General features: G+C 64.2%; 14 protein-coding genes. 9 read left to right on the top strand and 5 right to left on the bottom strand.

What is annotated here, in order from left to right:
• Positions 1–10 precede the first annotated feature (10 nt).
• The 3 genes from VNZ60_RS13280 (at position 11) to VNZ60_RS13270 (ending at position 3721) form a co-directional block, all read left to right on the top strand.
• Positions 11–2251, top strand: a complete 2241-nt coding sequence (locus VNZ60_RS13280) for a xanthine dehydrogenase family protein molybdopterin-binding subunit (protein WP_325659870.1) — start codon at positions 11–13, stop codon at positions 2249–2251.
• Between the two features lie 67 nt (positions 2252–2318).
• The gene (locus VNZ60_RS13275; protein WP_325659868.1) at positions 2319–2738 is read left to right on the top strand and encodes an ester cyclase; all 420 of its coding nucleotides are present in this window, start codon (positions 2319–2321) and stop codon (positions 2736–2738) included.
• Between the two features lie 59 nt (positions 2739–2797).
• Entirely contained in the window at positions 2798–3721 is a 924-nt protein-coding gene (locus VNZ60_RS13270; protein WP_325659866.1) for an SDR family NAD(P)-dependent oxidoreductase, read from the top strand.
• A 441-nt stretch (positions 3722–4162) separates the two neighbouring features.
• On the opposite strand, the gene VNZ60_RS13265 is transcribed toward VNZ60_RS13270, so the two are convergent.
• From VNZ60_RS13265 to VNZ60_RS13255, 3 genes are all read right to left on the bottom strand, one after another.
• Positions 4163–5233, bottom strand: a complete 1071-nt coding sequence (locus tag VNZ60_RS13265; RefSeq protein WP_325659865.1) for a hypothetical protein — start codon at positions 5231–5233, stop codon at positions 4163–4165.
• A 547-nt stretch (positions 5234–5780) separates the two neighbouring features.
• Entirely contained in the window at positions 5781–7277 is a 1497-nt protein-coding gene (locus VNZ60_RS13260; RefSeq protein WP_325659863.1) for an NAD-dependent succinate-semialdehyde dehydrogenase, read from the bottom strand.
• A gap of 127 nt (positions 7278–7404) precedes the next feature.
• A complete protein-coding gene (locus VNZ60_RS13255) occupies positions 7405–7725 on the bottom strand; it encodes a hypothetical protein (protein ID WP_325659861.1) in 321 nt (106 codons plus the stop codon).
• A gap of 333 nt (positions 7726–8058) precedes the next feature.
• Here VNZ60_RS13255 and VNZ60_RS13250 point away from each other — a divergent pair, with 333 nt between their 5' ends.
• Positions 8059–9252 carry a serine hydrolase domain-containing protein gene (locus tag VNZ60_RS13250; protein WP_325659860.1) on the top strand — a complete coding sequence of 398 codons (1194 nt, stop codon included), beginning with the start codon at positions 8059–8061 and terminating at the stop codon, positions 9250–9252.
• Between the two features lie 226 nt (positions 9253–9478).
• Positions 9479–11200 carry an AMP-binding protein gene (locus VNZ60_RS13245; RefSeq protein WP_325659859.1) on the top strand — a complete coding sequence of 574 codons (1722 nt, stop codon included), beginning with the start codon at positions 9479–9481 and terminating at the stop codon, positions 11198–11200.
• A 133-nt stretch (positions 11201–11333) separates the two neighbouring features.
• On the opposite strand, the gene VNZ60_RS13240 is transcribed toward VNZ60_RS13245, so the two are convergent.
• Positions 11334–12335, bottom strand: coding sequence for an adenosine kinase (locus VNZ60_RS13240; RefSeq protein WP_325659857.1), 1002 nt, complete (start codon positions 12333–12335; stop codon positions 11334–11336).
• A 115-nt stretch (positions 12336–12450) separates the two neighbouring features.
• On the opposite strand from VNZ60_RS13240, the gene murJ reads away from it, so the two are divergent.
• From murJ to VNZ60_RS13220, 4 genes are all read left to right on the top strand, one after another.
• Positions 12451–14001: a murein biosynthesis integral membrane protein MurJ gene (gene murJ / locus VNZ60_RS13235; RefSeq protein WP_325659855.1), complete on the top strand. Its 1551-nt coding sequence runs from the start codon at positions 12451–12453 to the stop codon at positions 13999–14001.
• A gap of 98 nt (positions 14002–14099) precedes the next feature.
• On the top strand, positions 14100–15152 hold the full coding sequence (gene trpS, locus VNZ60_RS13230) for a tryptophan--tRNA ligase (protein ID WP_325659854.1): 1053 nt from the start codon (positions 14100–14102) through the stop codon (positions 15150–15152).
• 218 nt (positions 15153–15370) lie between these two features.
• Positions 15371–15814 (top strand): universal stress protein, encoded by a 444-nt coding sequence (locus VNZ60_RS13225; protein ID WP_325659852.1) that lies wholly within the window; start codon positions 15371–15373, stop codon positions 15812–15814.
• 239 nt (positions 15815–16053) lie between these two features.
• On the top strand, positions 16054–16623 hold the full coding sequence (locus VNZ60_RS13220) for a NifU family protein (protein WP_325659850.1): 570 nt from the start codon (positions 16054–16056) through the stop codon (positions 16621–16623).
• A gap of 155 nt (positions 16624–16778) precedes the next feature.
• On the opposite strand, the gene VNZ60_RS13215 is transcribed toward VNZ60_RS13220, so the two are convergent.
• A partial coding sequence (locus VNZ60_RS13215) for a methyl-accepting chemotaxis protein (RefSeq protein ID WP_325659848.1) occupies positions 16779–17453 on the bottom strand: 675 nt, incomplete at its 5' end.

Below are 17453 nucleotides of genomic sequence, written 5' to 3'. Positions count from 1 at the left end.
AGGAGCTGCCATGTTGCCCGACATCGACGACCGCGATCTGCCGCGCGCCCTGCAGCGCCCCGTCGCGCGCAGTCAAACTGACAAAGCCACCGCGCTGCCGCGGCGCAGCTTCCTGAAACTGGCCGGGGCCGGCGGGCTCGTGCTCGGCGTCTTTCCGCACTTCGCAATGGCTGAGGTTGCCGGCCAAGGCGCACGCACGCTCAAGCCGACCGAACAGCCGTCGGCCTTCGTGCAGATCGCCGCTGGTGGCGAGGTCACGATAACGATCAACCGGCTGGAATTCGGGCAGGGCGTGCAGACCGCATTGCCGATGATCCTGGCGGAAGAGCTCGACGCCGACTGGAGCCTGGTGCGCAGCCGGCACGGCACCAGCGATGCCGCCTACGTCGATCCACTGTTCGGCATCCATCTCACCGGTGGTTCCCATTCGATCAAGAACAGCTTCACGCAGTATCGCGAACTCGGCGCGCGCGCCCGAGCCATGTTGCTGAGCGCCGCCGCGGCGCGCTGGAATGTGAGCGTCGACGCTTTGCGCACGGAGGCCGGCACGGTGCTCGGCCCCGGGGGCCGCAAGCTGAGTTACGGCGAACTCGCCGAGGCCGCCATGGCGCTGCCCGTGCCCGAGAAGGTTGCGCTGAAGGACCCCACGGATTTCCGCATCATCGGTCGCCCCACGCCGCGCCTCGATGCTGCGGCCAAGAGCAGCGGGCGGCAGGATTATGGGATCGACGTTCGACTGCCCGGTCAGCTGACGGCCGTAGTGGCGCGTCCGCCGGTGTTCGGGGCGCGTCTTGCCTCCGTGGACGACAGCGCCGCGCGCGCCGTGAAAGGTGTGAAGGCCGTGCTGCGCGTGCCGCTGGACCGCGGCGCCGAAGGCATGGCGGTCGTGGCGGACGGCTACTGGCAGGCCACCCAGGGCCGCGACGCGCTGAAGCTGCAGTGGGACACATCCATGGTGGAGAAGGTCGACAGTGAACGGCAGCTCGCGCAGTACCGCGAGCAGGCCGGTCGCCCCGGTCCGCGCAAGCTCGATGCCGACATGGCGCCGCTCGACACATCGCCCCGGCAACTGGAAGCCGAGTTCGTATTTCCTTACCTCGCGCACGCGGCGATGGAGCCTTTGAACTGCACCGTCGCACTCAGCGAGCAGAGTGCCGAACTGTGGGTTGGCAGCCAGTGCGCTGGACTGGACGCTGCCGCGGCGGCGCGTGTGCTGGGCCTCAAGCCCGAGCAGGTGGTGGTGCATGTGCAGATGGCTGGCGGCGGTTTTGGCCGGCGTTTCTCGAGTACGAACGATACCGTGGTCGAGGCCTGCGAAATCGCGAAAGCGGCGCGTGCCGCGGGGCTGAATGCACCGGTGCGCACGCTCTGGAGCCGCGAGGACGACATGCGCGGCGGCTTTTACCGCCCCATGCACCTGCACCGCGCCCGCATCGGCTTCGACGAACAAGGCAAGGTGCTGGCCTGGGACCACGTCATTGTCGGCCAGTCGATCACCACCGGCTCGGTGTTCGAGCAGTTCCAGGTGAAGAATGGCATCGACGCCACGGCGACCGAGGGCATGCGCGATCCCTATCCGCTGCCGATGCGCCTGACCGTGCATCATCCAAAACTCAACGTGCCGGTGCTGTGGTGGCGCAGTGTGGGTTCCACCCACACCGCCTTCGTGATGGAGACCTTGATCGACGAGATCGCACGCACCACGAACCAGGACCCGGTGGCCTACCGAATGGATCTGTTCGGCGACAAGCACCCGCGCCACCGCGCAGCGCTGCAGCTGGCGGTCGACAAGAGTAGCTACGGCAAGACGCCATTGCCCGCCGGCGGTGCCTGGGGCGTGGCCGTGCACGAGTCCTTCGATTCCGTGGTGGCCTATGTGGTGGAGGCCTCGATACGCGACGGCCGGCCGGCGCTGCACCGCGTGACCGCCGGGGTGCATTGCAATCTGGCGGTGAACCCGCGCACCGTGGAAGCCCAGGTGCAGGGCGCAGCCGTCATGGGCCTTTCGATGTGTTTGCCGGGTTCGGCCATCACGCTCAAGAACGGCGTCGTCGAGCAGAGCAACTTCAGCGACTTCACGGTGGCGCGCATCACCGACATCCCCGAGTTCGATGTCCACATTGTGCCCAGCGCCGAGCCGCCCACGGGCATGGGCGAACCCGGCCTGCCACCGCTGGCACCCGCATTCGCTAATGCCATCGCCCGGCTGACCGGCAAGCCGCTGCGCCAGCTGCCCTTCAATCTGGCCTGACCAGGCGGCGACCGGCTCGGCAAATTTTCCGACGATCCGCATCATCAATGAATAGAGCGATGACGTCATGACACCAGAAGCGAGCAAGCAAGTTTTGATCCGTTTCACGGACTTCATCAACACAGCGAGCGAGACGCTGGCCGCAGAACTCATTTCTCCGGATGCGATTTTCCGTGTGCCCGGACGCAGCGAGCCGATGCGGGGGCCAGCGGGCTATCTCGCAATCATCCATATGATGGGGGGAGGTTTCCCGGATATTCAATGGACGCTCGAGGAGATGGTCGCCGAAGGTGACAAGGTGGCTGCTCGCTTCACCATGCGAGGCACTCACCTCGGCACCTTCTTTGGCGCCCCATCGACTGGGAAGAAAATCGCGGTCCAGGCGCTGAATATCTATCGTCTGTCCGGCGGGCAGATCATCGAGGAAACGGGGCAACCCGATCTGCTCGGATTGCTTCAGCAAATCGGTGCGGTCCCTGCGAGGTAGCGCCCAAAGCGACCATCCGGCTTCTCGCCGCCCAGCGGTCACGGAGCGTCATCGATCGCGTGTCCGATCTCGCCAACGCCATCGCGCCGCTGACCGGTGAGCCGCTGCGCCAAGCATTCTTTCAAACATCGAAAGCAGGGTCAAACATGAGCAAGATTTGGTTCATCACGGGTGCCGGCAGCGGCATCGGCGCGGCAACTGCCGTGGCGGCACTGAAGGCGGGTGACCGCGTCGTCGCGACCGGCCGCAATCTCGACAAGCTGCGCAATGCGCTGCGCGATCTCGCGGGCAACAATCTTGCGTTCGTCCAGTTGGACGTCGCCGATGAGGCACAGGCGAAGCCTGCAGTCGACGCGGCGATAAAGGCGTTCGGACGCATCGATGTTCTCGTCAACAATGCCGGCTACAGCCTGCTCGGCAATTTCGAGGAGTTGAGCACCGTCGAGATCGAAAAACTGATGGCAACCAATTTCTATGGCGTAATGCACGTGATGCGCACGGCCCTTCCCGTGATGCGCAAGCAGCGGTCGGGGCGGATCATCAACATCAGCTCCCTTGCGGGCATCGTCGGCTTCAAGCACTGCGGAGCCTACAGCGCTGCAAAATTCGCAGTGGAAGGCCTGTCGGCATCAGTGGCCCACGAGGTCGAGCCGTTCGGCATCAAGATCACGACGGTCGAACCCGGCTTCTTCCGGACGGACCTGCTCGATGTCAGGAATGCCAAGTATGCCCGGAGCTCCATCGAGGACTACGTCGCGGGAGGCACTGCAGAAAATATGTGGTCAGGTTATCACGGCGCCCAGCAGGGCGATCCCGCCAAGCTCGGCGACATCCTTGTGAAGATCGCCGGGATGGACAATCCACCAAAGCAATTCGTGGCCGGCAGCGACGCGTTTGCGGTGGTCAAGCCGGCGCTTGAAGCCCGCCTTGAGGAACTGCGAACATACGAGGACCTGTCCAAGTCGACGGACGGCTCTGTCTGAATCGGTCTGAGAGCCACTGGCTACCGAGGGAAGACGGCGGGGGCGTCCGAACAGCGCGAGTGCAACCCGACTGCTGAGAGTGTGCACGAGGTGCCGCCATGGACTCCGAGGCCCCCGAAGTGGCAGGAGTGGTGTCCGCAGAACGATCTCGGGCGTCGAAGCGCCTGTAAGACAAAATCGCGAAAAATCCGGGCAAGTGCCGCCCGTCCGCCGCTAAACGAATCGCCTTAGGTTGCAAGATTCGGACTCAGAAGACACAAAAAAAACGTGACACTCTTATGTGTCCTTTTATGAGTCCCACGACACCCACAGAGTCGTCTATCTGCAAGGCCTATGAGCCAAGGTGCCCCGAGTTAGAAATGCAGTCACTTCCCGTTGCAGTAGCCAAACAGAACTTTCGACCCGTTCTTTCGCTAGGGCTGCGGACAACCCGGCAATAAGCTACGTTGTTGAACATGAGTTCGAGAGAGCGAACAGGATGTGATCGTCAAGCTCACTGAGATCTATCGGCGGAAGTGTCGCGTCCAAGCGTGAAAGGGCCTCAACCGCCCACTCGAATTCTATTCGAAATCGCATAGGAAACTCGTGTTCCGGATACATCGTGATCATAGCGTCGATGGTATCGCGACAGACCGTAGGCGGTATTTTAGGCGGCAACAGAACAGCAGGGTGAAGCCGTCCGCGCATTCCGAGTTCGCGGTATGTATGCCGATCCATTGCCGTGACTGCGCGGCGCACTAGGCCATCTGCGCAGATCTCACAAGCTTCTCGATTCGATCGAAGCTGGGTAAGCATTTCCGCCTTCGACCCGAAAGCTGCGCGGAAGCCACGGCGCCGAATTGCTTCGATCTCTTCGTTAATGCTTTCCACCCCGTAGACAAGCGAACGGCATGCCGCGTCTCGCCTCTGGTTCGGCCGAGGGCCGGGAAGGTAGCGGCTAACAATTTCAACTCGTTCCGGTTCGGCGCTCCCGACCTCGATCGACAGCATCCGATCATCCGACCCTCCACGCCGAACTGCAAAGTATATGGGACATCCTCCTTGAAGATAGACTAGGTCGTCACAAAACAAAGTGCGATTGGCGATGCTTTGTGCTGAACGCCACCGATCCTCCCTAAAAGAATCATCGAATCTCCGCGGAAAGACGTCATCCAAGAATTTCCTGACGTCCCGCCTCGGCGAATCGATCGAGGCCGGAGACAGGTTCATCATGGATAGGAAAACGCTGGAGCTTTTCAACGTGCTCGCTACGTAATTCCTGGCGAGCATGGGCTCGCCCCCCTCGAACAGCGGCCACCAGAACCTGCCGTCGAACGACCGCACGGAAAATTCTGATCTCGACGAGTTCACACCGGGGCTGACGCGACAGGTGACCGGCGCTTGCTCGGCCGTGACGGTCCGGATCGCCACCGTCCCGTTTTCCCAGAAAATTCCGTTTTCAGCCTTTAGGCGGCCCTGTCTGACAAACTCGACGGGATAGGGCACACACACGGCTACGAGTGTATCGCTCATCCGCGGATCCTGCCCGAGTGTTTGCACTGGGCTCGGAAGCCCGATGAGTTCGGTGAACTAGGGGCGTTGCGAAGCGGTAGCGCGACGGGTGACGACATTCTGCACTCTGGGGGACATCCCAGCCTAACACCCTGACGCTGCAGAATGCCTGCAGATGCAGTTAAAATTCGAAGTTTCTACCGCCTTGAGCGGCCCATTTTTCGATAACTGTTTCACCATGAACGCAGCAAGAAGGGCGTCCGCCTCTGGGCAGCGCGCCAATACATCAGCCAGCCGATGCGCGACGTCGCTCGGGCCATGACTCCGCGGAACATGGATGATCCTGCCGCGTACTAACCTCGCAGCTGCCGCAGTCAGTTAAAGGCCACCAACTAGGTCTCGCTCGGAAATAGAGAGATTTTCTATTCCGCGCCGCGAGAGGGGCGGTCGGCAGAACTTTTTGCTACCCATTTACCGACTAACGGTTGCAGGCTGGCCAGGACGCCAACCGACTCGTTCTTATAGCGCGATCGACTCGTTCCTAAAGTGTCGGCATAGCAATGACGGCTCACACCCCCGCCATCATCACATATTTGATCTCGACATATTCTTCCATGCCGTGGTGCGAGCCCTCGCGGCCGAGGCCGCTTTCCTTGACGCCGCCGAACGGCGCGACCTCGGTCGTGATCAGCCCGGTGTTGACGCCGACCATGCCGGACTCCAGCGCCTCCGCCACGCGCCAGACCCGGCCGAGGTCGCGCGCATAGAAATAGGAGGCAAGACCGAACGGCGAGGCGTTGCACATCGCGATCACCTCGGCCTCGTCCTTGAAGCGGATCACCGCCGCCAGCGGCCCGAAGGTTTCTTCGTGCGCGACCAGCGCATCCGATCCCACATCCGACAGCACCGTCGGCTCGAAGAAGGTGCCGCCGAGCGCGTGGCGCTTGCCGCCGGTGACGATTTTTGCGCCGCGCTTGACGGCGTCGGCGATGTGCCGTTCGACCTTGTCGACGGCCTCCATGTTGATCAGCGGCCCCTGCGTGACGCCGGCCTCGGTGCCGTCGCCGACCTTCATGGCCGCGGCTTTCTGCGAGAGTTTTTGCACGAACGCGTCGTAGACCTTGTCCTGCGCATAGATCCGGTTGGCGCAGACGCAGGTCTGGCCCATGTTGCGATATTTCGAGACCATCGCACCATCGACCGCGGCATCGATGTCGGCGTCGTCGAACACCACGAACGGCGCGTTGCCGCCGAGCTCGAGCCCGAGCTTCTTCACGCCGACCGAGGCCTGCTGATACAGAATCTTGCCGACCTCGGTCGACCCGGTGAAGCCGATGAAGCGCACCGCCGGATGTTCGCACAACACCTTGCCGATCGCGGAGGAATTGCCGGTCAGCACATTGAACACGCCCTTCGGCACGCCGGCCTTCTCCGCCAGCGCGACCAGCGCCAGCGCGGTCAACGGCGTCTCGTTCGCGGGCTTCAGCACCACGGTGCAGCCGGCCGCGAGCGCCGGCGACACTTTTCGGGTGATCATCGAGCAGGGGAAATTCCACGGCGTGATCGCGCCGCAGACGCCGATCGGCTGCCTGATCGCGAGCAGCCGCGCATCGGGACGCTGGGTCGGGATGGTCTCGCCATAGACGCGGCGGGCTTCCTCGGCGAAGAACTCGACATAGGCGCCGCCGATATCGATCTCGCCGAGCGCCTCGGTCAGCGGCTTGCCCTGTTCCGTCGTGAGGATCAGCGCCAGATCCTCGCGGTTGGCAATGATCAGCTCGAACCATTTACGCAAGATGTTGGAGCGCTGCTTGGCGGTGAGTTTTGCCCAGGCCGGAAAGGCGCGCTCGGCGGCTTCGACGGCCTGTGTCGTCTCGGCCGTGCTCATGACCGGCACTTTGGCGAGCTCAACGCCGCTGGCCGGGTTGGTCACGGCGCGCTTTGGCGTGCCGATCCAGGCGCCGTCGATGTAGCACTGCTCGCAGAGCAGCGAGGGATCTTTCAGGCGGTCGCGGAGCGTAGGCGCGGAGCCTTGGGCGGCGCGGGCTGTGGCAGGCGGGTTCATGCGTTGCTCCCGGGTTTCTCTTGGGCGTTTGAGCCGACTATAGGCTCAATCCGCCCACAATGCATCGGGATGCCGCAGCGCCTGCCTTTCAAGCAATTTTGAAGTTCGCGCCGGAAGGCGCAGCCGCTCAGGCCGCGCCGCTGATATAGGTTTCGCGCCGGCCGATCATGCGCTCCGCCGCCGCCTTGGCGTCCGCCTTGGTCGAGGTCGCACATGTGCGATATTCGAGGTCTGCTTGAGCGGCCGCATCGCGCCGACCGAACCAGGATTTGCCGCCGACCGGCAACAGCGCCAGCGCCTGCGCCACATTGTCGACCGCACCGAACGAGTGCAACGCGCCGGTGCCCGCATGGCGTACCTCATAGAGGCCGGGCGTGATCGGCGCCTCGATATTTTCGCCGCGCCCCGCCCGGGGATAGCGCTTCCATTCACTCCAGGTCGAAATCATTGCAATCCCCTGGCGGCACGCGGCCGCAATCAGCCAAATGAAAAATTATTCGGCCAGCCGGCATCCGCCGATCTGGCCGTGTTCTGAACGCCTTACCAAGCAATGAGACTGAATCGAACGCACAAAACAGCATAACGCCGATGTGCCGCGGACACCCGTTGCTGAGAGCCGATTTCACCAGAAAATATGGTGGGTGTGGCCGTTCGGCACCGCCCGCCCCCACATTTTTTTGAACGCTTTTTACCTCCGATCACGGGATCGCGAGGCTTGCCGGGCGCGCCACGGGGGAGGAAGATCAATTTTCTATTAAAATAACAACCTGGAGGAAACCATATGCAGAGCCAAGCGCAGATCGATCAGCTCTTGCGTGAGAAGGCAGACGCCAAGGAAATTCCCGGCGTGGTTGCGATCGCCGCCACCGGCAACGACATCCTCTACCAGGGCGCGTTCGGCAAGCGCGACCTGTCCAACGACGATGCGATGACGCCAGACAGCGTGTTCTGGATCGCATCGATGACCAAGGCGATCACAGCGGCGGGTGCGATGCAGCTGGTCGAGCAAGGCAAGCTGGCGCTCGACGCGCCGATCGGCGCATTGTTGCCGGATCTGGCCTCGCCCCAGGTGCTCGAGGGCTTCGATGCGAGCGGCGAGCCGAAGCTGCGCCCGGCGAACAACCCGATCACGCTGCGCCACCTCATGACCCACACCGCCGGCTTCGCCTACCACCTGTGGAACGGTGATGTGGCCGCGTATCTCGAAAAGACGGGCCTGCCGCCGATCACCACCTGCCAGAACGACGCGCTGAAGCTCCCGCTCACGTCAGACCCCGGCACACGCTGGGAATACGGCATCAACATCGATTTCGTCGGCAAGGCGATCGAGGCCGTCAGCGGCAAGCGGCTCGATGCCTATCTGCGCGACCACATGCTTGTGCCGCTTGGCATGAACGACACCGCCTTCAAGATCGGCGATGACCAGCGCAAGCGGCTGGTCGGCATGCATGTGCGCGGCGAGGACGGCACGCTTTCGCCGCTCCCCTTCGAGCTCGAACAGGACCCGGAATTCCACATGGGCGGCGGCGGGCTCTATGGCACTGCTCCCGACTACATCAAGTTCTGCCAGATGATCCTGAACAAGGGTCGAGGCAACGGCAACCAGGTGCTGAAGCCCGAGACAATCGAGCTGATGAGCCAGAACCACATCGGCGAGCTCGTCATGACGAAGATGACGTCGGCGGCCGCGATCTACACCAACGATGTCGATCTCTATCCGGACATCGTGAAGAAATGGGGCCTGAGCTTCGTGATCAACACCGCGATGACGCCGGAGGGCCGCAGCGCCGGCAGCCTTGCCTGGGCGGGCCTCGCCAACACCTATTTCTGGATCGATCCGGCGCGCGACGTTACCGGCGTGATCCTGATGCAGGTGTTGCCGTTCGCCGACCAAAAGTGCCTGGAAGCCTTCGCCGGCTTCGAGCACGGCGTCTATGCCGGGCTCGATGCGGCCGGCGGCCGGCAGGCGGCGTGAGTCACCACCACGGACGCTGCAATCCCTCCCCCTGATGGGGGGAGGGTCAGGGAGGGGGTCATGATCCCCTCCCGCTTTGCCCTGACGAGCAAAGCGACCTCCCCTTTTCAAGAGGAGGTTTGGACCGACGAAGGGCCCACCGTAAGTCGGGCCTGTTCGAACAGCGCCGGCGACCTATGATGCGGGTCAAGAGCTGAGCAGACACCACCGACGCCGACCGCGTCGCATGTCTGCGCCAAGGAGGAGCGGAACCTTGACTGAGGGAGCAGACAGCTATGTGTGCGGCACGGCCAGCGCGCCGCTCTTGGGCGATACAATCGGACGCAGCCTCGATCTCGCGGCGGCGCGGTGGAGCGAGCGCGAGGCGCTGGTGTCGCCGAGCCACGGCGTGCGCTGGAGCTGGACCGAATTCGCGGAAAAGGTCGAGGCGCTGGCGGCGGGCTTTCTCGCGCTCGGCCTCGCCCGCGGCGAGCGCATCGGCATCTGGTCCCTGAACCGGCCGGAATGGACCTTGACGCAGTTTGCCGCCGCCAAAGCCGGGCTCATCCTGGTCACGATCAATCCCGCCTACCGCCTGACCGAGCTTGAATTCGCGCTGCACAAAGTGGGCTGCGCCGCGGTCGTCACCGCGACCGCGTTCAAGACCTCCGGCTATATGGAGATGCTGAACACGCTGCTGCCGGAGCTCGCAACCTCGCGTCCGGGCCATCTGGAAGCGGCACGATTGCCGGACTTGCGCGCGGTGATCCAGATCGGCGGCCCGAAATGCCCCGGCACCATCGCGTTCGACGAGGTCGCGCAGATGGGCGGCGCGCGACATCGCGAGCAGCTGGCTGCGCTCGGCCGCGAACTGCAGTTCGACGACCCGGTCAATATCCAATTCACGAGCGGCACGACGGGATCGCCCAAGGGCGTCACGCTGACGCATCACAACATCCTCAACAACGGCTATTTCACCGGCCGCGCCATGCGCCTCTGCGAGCACGACCGCATCTGCATTCCGGTGCCGCTCTATCATTGTTTCGGCATGGTGATGGGCAATCTCGCTTCCGTGACCCTCGGCGCCACCATGGTCTATCCCGGCGAGGGCTTTGATCCGCTCACGACATTGCAGACCATCGCGCAGGAAAAATGCACGACGCTCTATGGCGTGCCGACCATGTTCATCGCCGAACTCGATCATCCGGAATTTGCGCGCTTCGATCTCACCTCGCTGCGCACCGGCATCATGGCCGGCGCGCCTTGCCCGATCGAGGTGATGAAGCGCGTCAACAGCGCGATGAACATGCGCGAGGTGACGATCGCCTATGGCATGACGGAGACCAGCCCGGTCTCGTTCCAGAGCGCGGTCGATGATCCCTTGGAGCGGAGGGTGTCGACGGTCGGGCGCATTCATCCCCATGTCGAGGTCAAGGTGGTCGATCTCGAAGGCCGGATCGTCAGACGCGGCGAAAGCGGCGAGCTCTGCACCCGCGGCTACAGCGTCATGCTGGGCTATTGGGACGAAGCGGAAAAGACCGCCGACGTCCTGGACCGCAACGGCTGGATGCACACCGGCGATCTCGCCACCATCGACGATGAGGGCTATTGCAACATCGTCGGCCGCATCAAGGACATGGTGATCCGCGGCGGCGAGAACCTCTATCCGCGCGAGATCGAGGAGTTTCTCTACCGCCATCCGAAAATCCAGGACGTCCAGGTGTTCGGCGTCGCCGACGACCGCTATGGCGAAGAGCTCTGCGCCTGGGTCAGGACGCGGGCGGGCGAGACGCTGACGGCGGACGAGGTGCGCGCGTTCTGCCAGGGCCAGATCGCGCACAACAAGATCCCGCGTTATGTCGATTTCGTCGACGAATTCCCGATGACGGTGACCGGCAAAATCCAGAAATTCATGATGCGGCAGCAGGTCGAAACGCGGCTCGGACTGAAGGCGGCCAAGACGGCGTGAATTCTAGCAGGTCATTCCTGGGCGATGCGAAGCATCGAACTATGGTGCGCAATTGCGCACCTGAGAATCTCGAGATTCCGGGTTCGGCTCTTCGAGCCGCCCCGGAATGACAGGGCAACAAGCGGCAGGAGCCCTACACCGGCAAGCCGTTCTGCTGCGCCAATTGCTTCAGCGACACCTGCGGCCGCGCACCGATGTGCTGGATCACCTCGGCGGCCGCGAGCGCGCCGAGCCGCCCGGCGTTCTCGTGGCCGGCGCCACGCACCAGGCCGAACATGAAGCCGGCGGCGAACAAATCGCCGGCGCCCGTGGTGTCGACGATGGTCTCGACCGGAAACGCCGGCACCGCGATGACGCTCTCGCCCGATGCAACCACGCAGCCTTTCTCGCTGCGGGTGACGACGCCAAGCTTGGCGTCCTTGCGCAGCTGGCCGAGCGCACCGTCGAAGTCCGAGGTCTGGTACAGCGAATGCAGCTCCGCCTCGTTTGCAAACACGACGTCCACCGTGCCGCTCCGCATCAGCGCGAGAAATTCGCCACGATAGCGATCGACGCAGAATGCATCCGACAGCGTCAGCGCCACCTGGCGGCCGGACTGGTGCGCGATCTGCGAGGCCTTGACGAAAGCGTCCTTGGCGTTCTTCGGGTCCCACAGATAGCCTTCGAGATAGATCATCCGGCTCGCGGCAATCTCGCCGGCATCGATGTCGGCCGGAGTCAGGTCCTGGGCGGCGCCGAGATAGGTGTTCATCGTGCGCTCGCCATCGCCGGTAACGAGAATGTAGCAGCAGCCCGTGGCAGGGCCGTCGGATGCCGGCCTGGTCTCGAAGGCGACGCCCGCGGCGCGGATGTCGTGGGTATAGAGCCGGCCGATCTGGTCATCCTTGACCTTGCCGACATAGGCCGCGCGCGCCCCCAGGCTCGCGATCCCGACAATGGTATTGGCACCCGAGCCACCGGACATTTCGGTCGCCGGCCCCATGTCACGGTAGATCGCGGCCGCCCCCGCCTCGTCGATCAGCGCCATGCTGCCCTTGGTCATGTTGTGCTTGAATAGAAAACCCTCGTCGGTCCGCACCAGAACGTCGAAAAGCGCGTTTCCAATCCCAAGAACGTCGTATTTGGCGTCAGTCATTTACCAAGTCCCGTTGTGGTGATTGTGATCGGCCAGAAAACCCGGCCAGAAGATGGTTTGCGGCCTATCACGAGGCCCCATTGAACGGCAAGCGGCCAACGCTCATAGACAACAGATGATCCGCTCTTTCCTGACCGTCTCGATGGGAACACTGGCCTCGCGGCTGCTCGGTTTTTTACGCGATGCCATGATCGCGGGCCTGCTCGGCACGGGCCCGGTGGCGGACGCCTTCCTGGCCGCGTTCCAGCTGGTCAATGTGATCCGGCGCCTGCTCACCGAAGGCGCGCTCAACGCCGCGCTGGTGCCGGCGTGGCTCAAGCTGCGCGAGACCGAAGGCGCGGATGCGGCCGCCCGCTTCGCCGGCCGCGTGCTCGGGACCGTCAGCGTCGCGCTCGCCGCGGTGACGCTGCTGATCGGTGTCGCGATGCCGCTCATGATGTCGGCGCTGGCGCCGGGATTCCTCGGCCATGCGACGCTGCAGTTCGCCGTCGATGATGCGCGGCTGATGCTGCCCTATCTTGCCTTCGCCGGTCCCGCCACCGTGATGCTGGCGCTGGCGAGCGCGCAGGGCCGTTTTCTTCTGACGGCGTTTTCGCCGCTCTTGTTCAACATCGCCCTCATCGCCGTGATGGCCGCGCTGATCGTCGCGCGCCACGACGCCGCGACCTGCGCGCTCGTGCTGGCCGCCACCGTCGGCGTCGCGGGCCTGCTGCAACTCGGCATCCTGGTGCTGCGCCGCGACGGCAAGGCGGCGGCGCGCCCGACGGTCTCGTTCGATGCGCCGATGCGCGGTTTCCTCGCGCGCGCGCTCCCCGCGATGGTGGCGAGCGCCGGTCCCCAGTTGCTGGCGCTGGCCGGCGCCGTGATCGCATCCGCCTCGCCTTCGGCGGTGTCGTGGCTCTATTTCGCCAACCGCCTGGTCGAGCTGCCGCTCGGCATTGTCGGCGTCGCCATGGGAACGGTGCAGGTCGCCGAACTGGCGCGCGCGGTCCGCGGCGGTGAAGCCCGCGCCGTCACCGAGGCGGAATCCCGCGGCCTCGAACTGGCCGCGGGACTGGCGCTGCCGGCGACGCTCGGATTGATCGTGCTCAGCGCGCCGATCGTGCGGCTGCTGTTCGAGCATGGCGCGTTCACGGCAGCCGACAGCTCAGCCACCGCGCGGGTGCTGATGGTTCTCGCGCTGGCGCTGCCCGCTCATGTGCTGGTGAAAGCGCTCTCGCCGGCCTTCTTCGCCCGCGAGGACACGACGGCACCGCTGCTTGCGACGATCAAGGGCATCGTGGTGGCGATCGTGACCGCGCTGCTGCTCGGTCATTTCTTTGGCGCGGCCGGGATCGCCGCCGGGATCGCGTGCGGGGCCTGGAGCAATGCGGCGAGCCTGGTGCGGCACGGTGCTGCGACGTTCGGGTTTTCGATCGACGCCGCGGCGCGGCGGCGCCTGCCGCGCATCGTCGCGGCGGCGCTGATCATGGGCGGGCTCTTGTGGCTCGCGGAAGGCTTCGTCCCCGCGTTCACGCACGCGCTCGCGCAAGCCGCCACCCTGGCCGGTGAGATCGCCGCCGCTCTGGCAGTCTACGGCGCCTTGCTGACGCTGTTCGGCGTCACGAGCTGGCCGAAGGCAGTTCAAGCCATCAGGCAAACGCGATCCCGCGACTTGCGCGCGTGAGCCGAGCATGGCAAACGACGCGCGGCGCATGATCCGGAAAAGTGGGTACCGGTTTTCCGAAAAGATCATGCGCAAGAATAAGCATCTGGAAGGCTACCATGGGTTTCGTGGAACGGGTTTTTTCGGGCGTCCAGCCGACGGGCAATCTGCACCTTGGCAACTATCTCGGCGCGATCGTCAACTTCGTGAAGATGCAGCAAACCCATAACTGCATCTATTGCGTGGTCGACATGCATGCGCTGACCCAGCCTGTCGACGTGTGGGGTGGCCCGGCCGACCTCGCGCGCAACACCCGCGAGGTCACCGCCGCGTTCATCGCCGCCGGCATCGATCCGAACAAGCACATCGTTTTCAACCAGAGCCAGGTTTCCGGGCATGCGGAGCTCGCCTGGATCTTCAATTGCGTGGCGCGGGTCGGCTGGCTGAACCGCATGACCCAGTTCAAGGAGAAGGCCGGCAAGGACCGCGAGAACGCGTCGGTCGGTCTCTATGACTATCCGGTGCTGATGGCGGCCGACATCCTGCTCTACCGCGCCACCCATGTGCCGGTCGGCGAGGACCAGAAGCAGCATTTGGAGCTGTCGCGCGACATCGCGCAGAAATTCAACAACGATTTTGCCGACTCGATCCGCGGCCATGGCTTCAATGACGGTCGTTATTTCCCGCTGCCCGAGCCGCTGATCACGGGTCCGGCGACGCGCGTCATGTCGCTGCGCGATGGCACCAAGAAGATGTCCAAGTCGGACGCGTCGGACTATTCACGAATCAACCTCACCGATGACGCCGATACCATCGCCCAGAAGATCCGCAAGGCGAAGACCGATCCGGAGCCGCTGCCTTCGGAGGAGAAGGGCCTGGAGTCCCGCCCCGAGGCCGACAATCTGGTCGGCATCTATGCGGCGCTGTCCGGACGGGCCAAGGCGGACGTGCTGCGCGAGTTCGGCGGCGGCCAGTTCTCGGGCTTCAAGAACGCGCTGGTCGAGCTCTGCGTCGCCAAGCTGGCGCCGATCGCCGACGAAATGATGCGTCTGGTCGCCGATCCCGGCCATGTCGACGCGATCCTGATCGAGGGCGCCGACCGCGCCCGCGCCATTGCCGCCGAGACCATGAGGGCGACCCAGGATATCGTGGGCTTCGTTCGCAAGCGATAGCGCAGGCCCGGCGGAGTGGGATCCGGTTCGCCGAACAGGACATGCGCCAACACGAGAATCTACGGGAAGCGCCGTAGTAGATCGGATCCATACACCCTCTCCCAATCGGAGAGAGAGTATGGCAGCATGTTCCGGTCCCGCCGCTTGGCTGCCGCACCGGGGTATGCATGGCCACCCGACGACGAAGTTACGAAACCGGTCACAGGCCGAAATGTCTCGTGATCGTCGACGACAGCGCGGAAGGCGATCGCGCGGTCTATTACGCCAGTCGCTGGGCGGTGCGGAGCGGTGGCGGCGTGGTGATGCTGCGCATTATCGAGACCGAGGACCAGAACCAGCAATGGCTCGGGGTCGCCGACATCATGCGGGCCGAAGCCCATGAGGAGGCCAACACCGCGCTCGATCGCGCCGCCGGCCGCGCCAACGGTATCGCCGGGATCACGCCCGAACGCCTGATCCGCGAGGGCGATCCGATCGAGCAGATCCTGGCCGCCATCGACGAGGACATCGACATCGCCATGCTGGTGCTGGCCGCCAATCCCGGCGCCGAAGGCCCGGGCCCGCTGGTGGCGCTGATCGCAAACGCGGTCGGCTCGTTTCCCGTGCCGGTCATGATCGTGCCCGGCGACTTCGCGGACGCGGATATCGACGCGCTGTCGTGAGTTGCATCTGCGCGGTGAGATGAAAGCGATCTGGAACAATGCGGGAGTTGCGCTCCCTGTCCCCGCTTGCGGGGAGAGGTAAAATCCCGTCCGCAGACCAAGCCGATCAAGCCAAGAAATGCAGGGCAGGCCTTCGCCGGGGAGGGTGCCGGAAAACGTCCTTGATCCGTGCCTTTCCGAGGGCCATCTGCTATGCAGACCCACGCGCCGGCCTTGAACCGGCGACGCCGGAGAGAACCATGTTCATTCAGACCGAAGCCACTCCAAATCCCGCCACCCTGAAGTTCATCCCGGGCCGCGTCGTCCTGGACGGCGGGCCGATGCAATTCACCACCCCCGCGGAGGCCGTCCGCTCGCCGCTGGCCGAACGGCTGTTCGCCGTAGCCGGGGTCACCGGCGTGTTCTACGGCTCCGACTTCATCACCGTGACCAAGAACGAAGGCGACTGGCAGCACCTGAAGCCGGCGATCCTCGGCGCGATCATGGAGCATTACATGTCCGGCGCCCCGCTGCTGGCCGACGGCGTCGCCGCCAGCGATGAGGCGCGCGAGGAGGACGACGAGTTCTTCGACGAAGCCGACGCCGAGACCGTCGACATGATCAAGGACCTGATCGAGACGCGCGTACGCCCGGCGGTCGCCAGCGACGGCGGCGACATCACCTTCCGCGGCTTCAAGGACGGCATCGTCTATCTCAACATGAAGGGCGCCTGCTCGGGCTGCCCGTCCTCGACCGCGACGCTGCAACACGGCATCCAGAACCTGTTGCGCCACTTCGTGCCCGACGTGGTCGAAGTCCGCCCGATGTGACGGCGGGCATCGCAAGGCGCGGATGCGACGCTAGCGACGAGACGCCGTCATCCCGGGGCGATGCGAAGCATCGAACTATGGTGCGCAATTGCGCACCTGAGGATCTAAAGATTCCGGGTTCGGTCCTCCGGACCGCCCGGGAATGACAGCAAACCCTACCCCGTCCGCCCGATGTCGGCGGCTTCCGCCGCGGCGCGGCGCATGCTCGACGACATGTCGTTGGTGACCGTGCTCTGCTCCTCCACCGCGACCGCGGTCGAGGACACATAATCGCTGACGCCCTGGATCGCGGTCTTGATCACGTTCAGCGCGCCGACCACGTCGGACGAAATCCCGGTCAGATTGCCGATCTCGCTGCCGATCTTGTCGGTGGCCTGCTTGGCCTGGTTGGCGAGATTCTTCACCTCGGCGGCAACCACCGCAAAGCCGCGGCCGGCATCTCCCGCGCGCGCCGACTCGATGGTCGCGTTCAAGGCGAGAAGGTTGATCTGGCCGGTGATGTCGCCGATCAGCTCCACGATGCTGCTCATCGATCCGGCCGCCGTCGACAGCCGCTGCGCCTGCTGGTCGGCAATCTCCACGCGCTCGACCGCGCTGGCCGCGGTCTGCCTGGATTTCGTCATCGCTTCGGAAATTTCGCGGACTGATGACGAGAGCTGCTCGGCTCCGGAGGCGACCTGCTCCATCATGCCGCGCACCTTTTCGCTCTTCATCCGCGCGATCACCTGCGCCGTCGTCTCGGTCGCGTATTTCACCACCTTGTAGGGCTTCCCATTGAGGTCCCGGATCGGATTATAGGAGGCCTGGATCCAGATCTCCTTCGCGGCCTT

This window comes from Collimonas sp., assembly GCF_035566375.1.
Classification (GTDB): domain Bacteria; phylum Pseudomonadota; class Gammaproteobacteria; order Burkholderiales; family Burkholderiaceae_D; genus Collimonas.
This window is presented reverse-complemented; position numbering and strand designations above follow the sequence as displayed.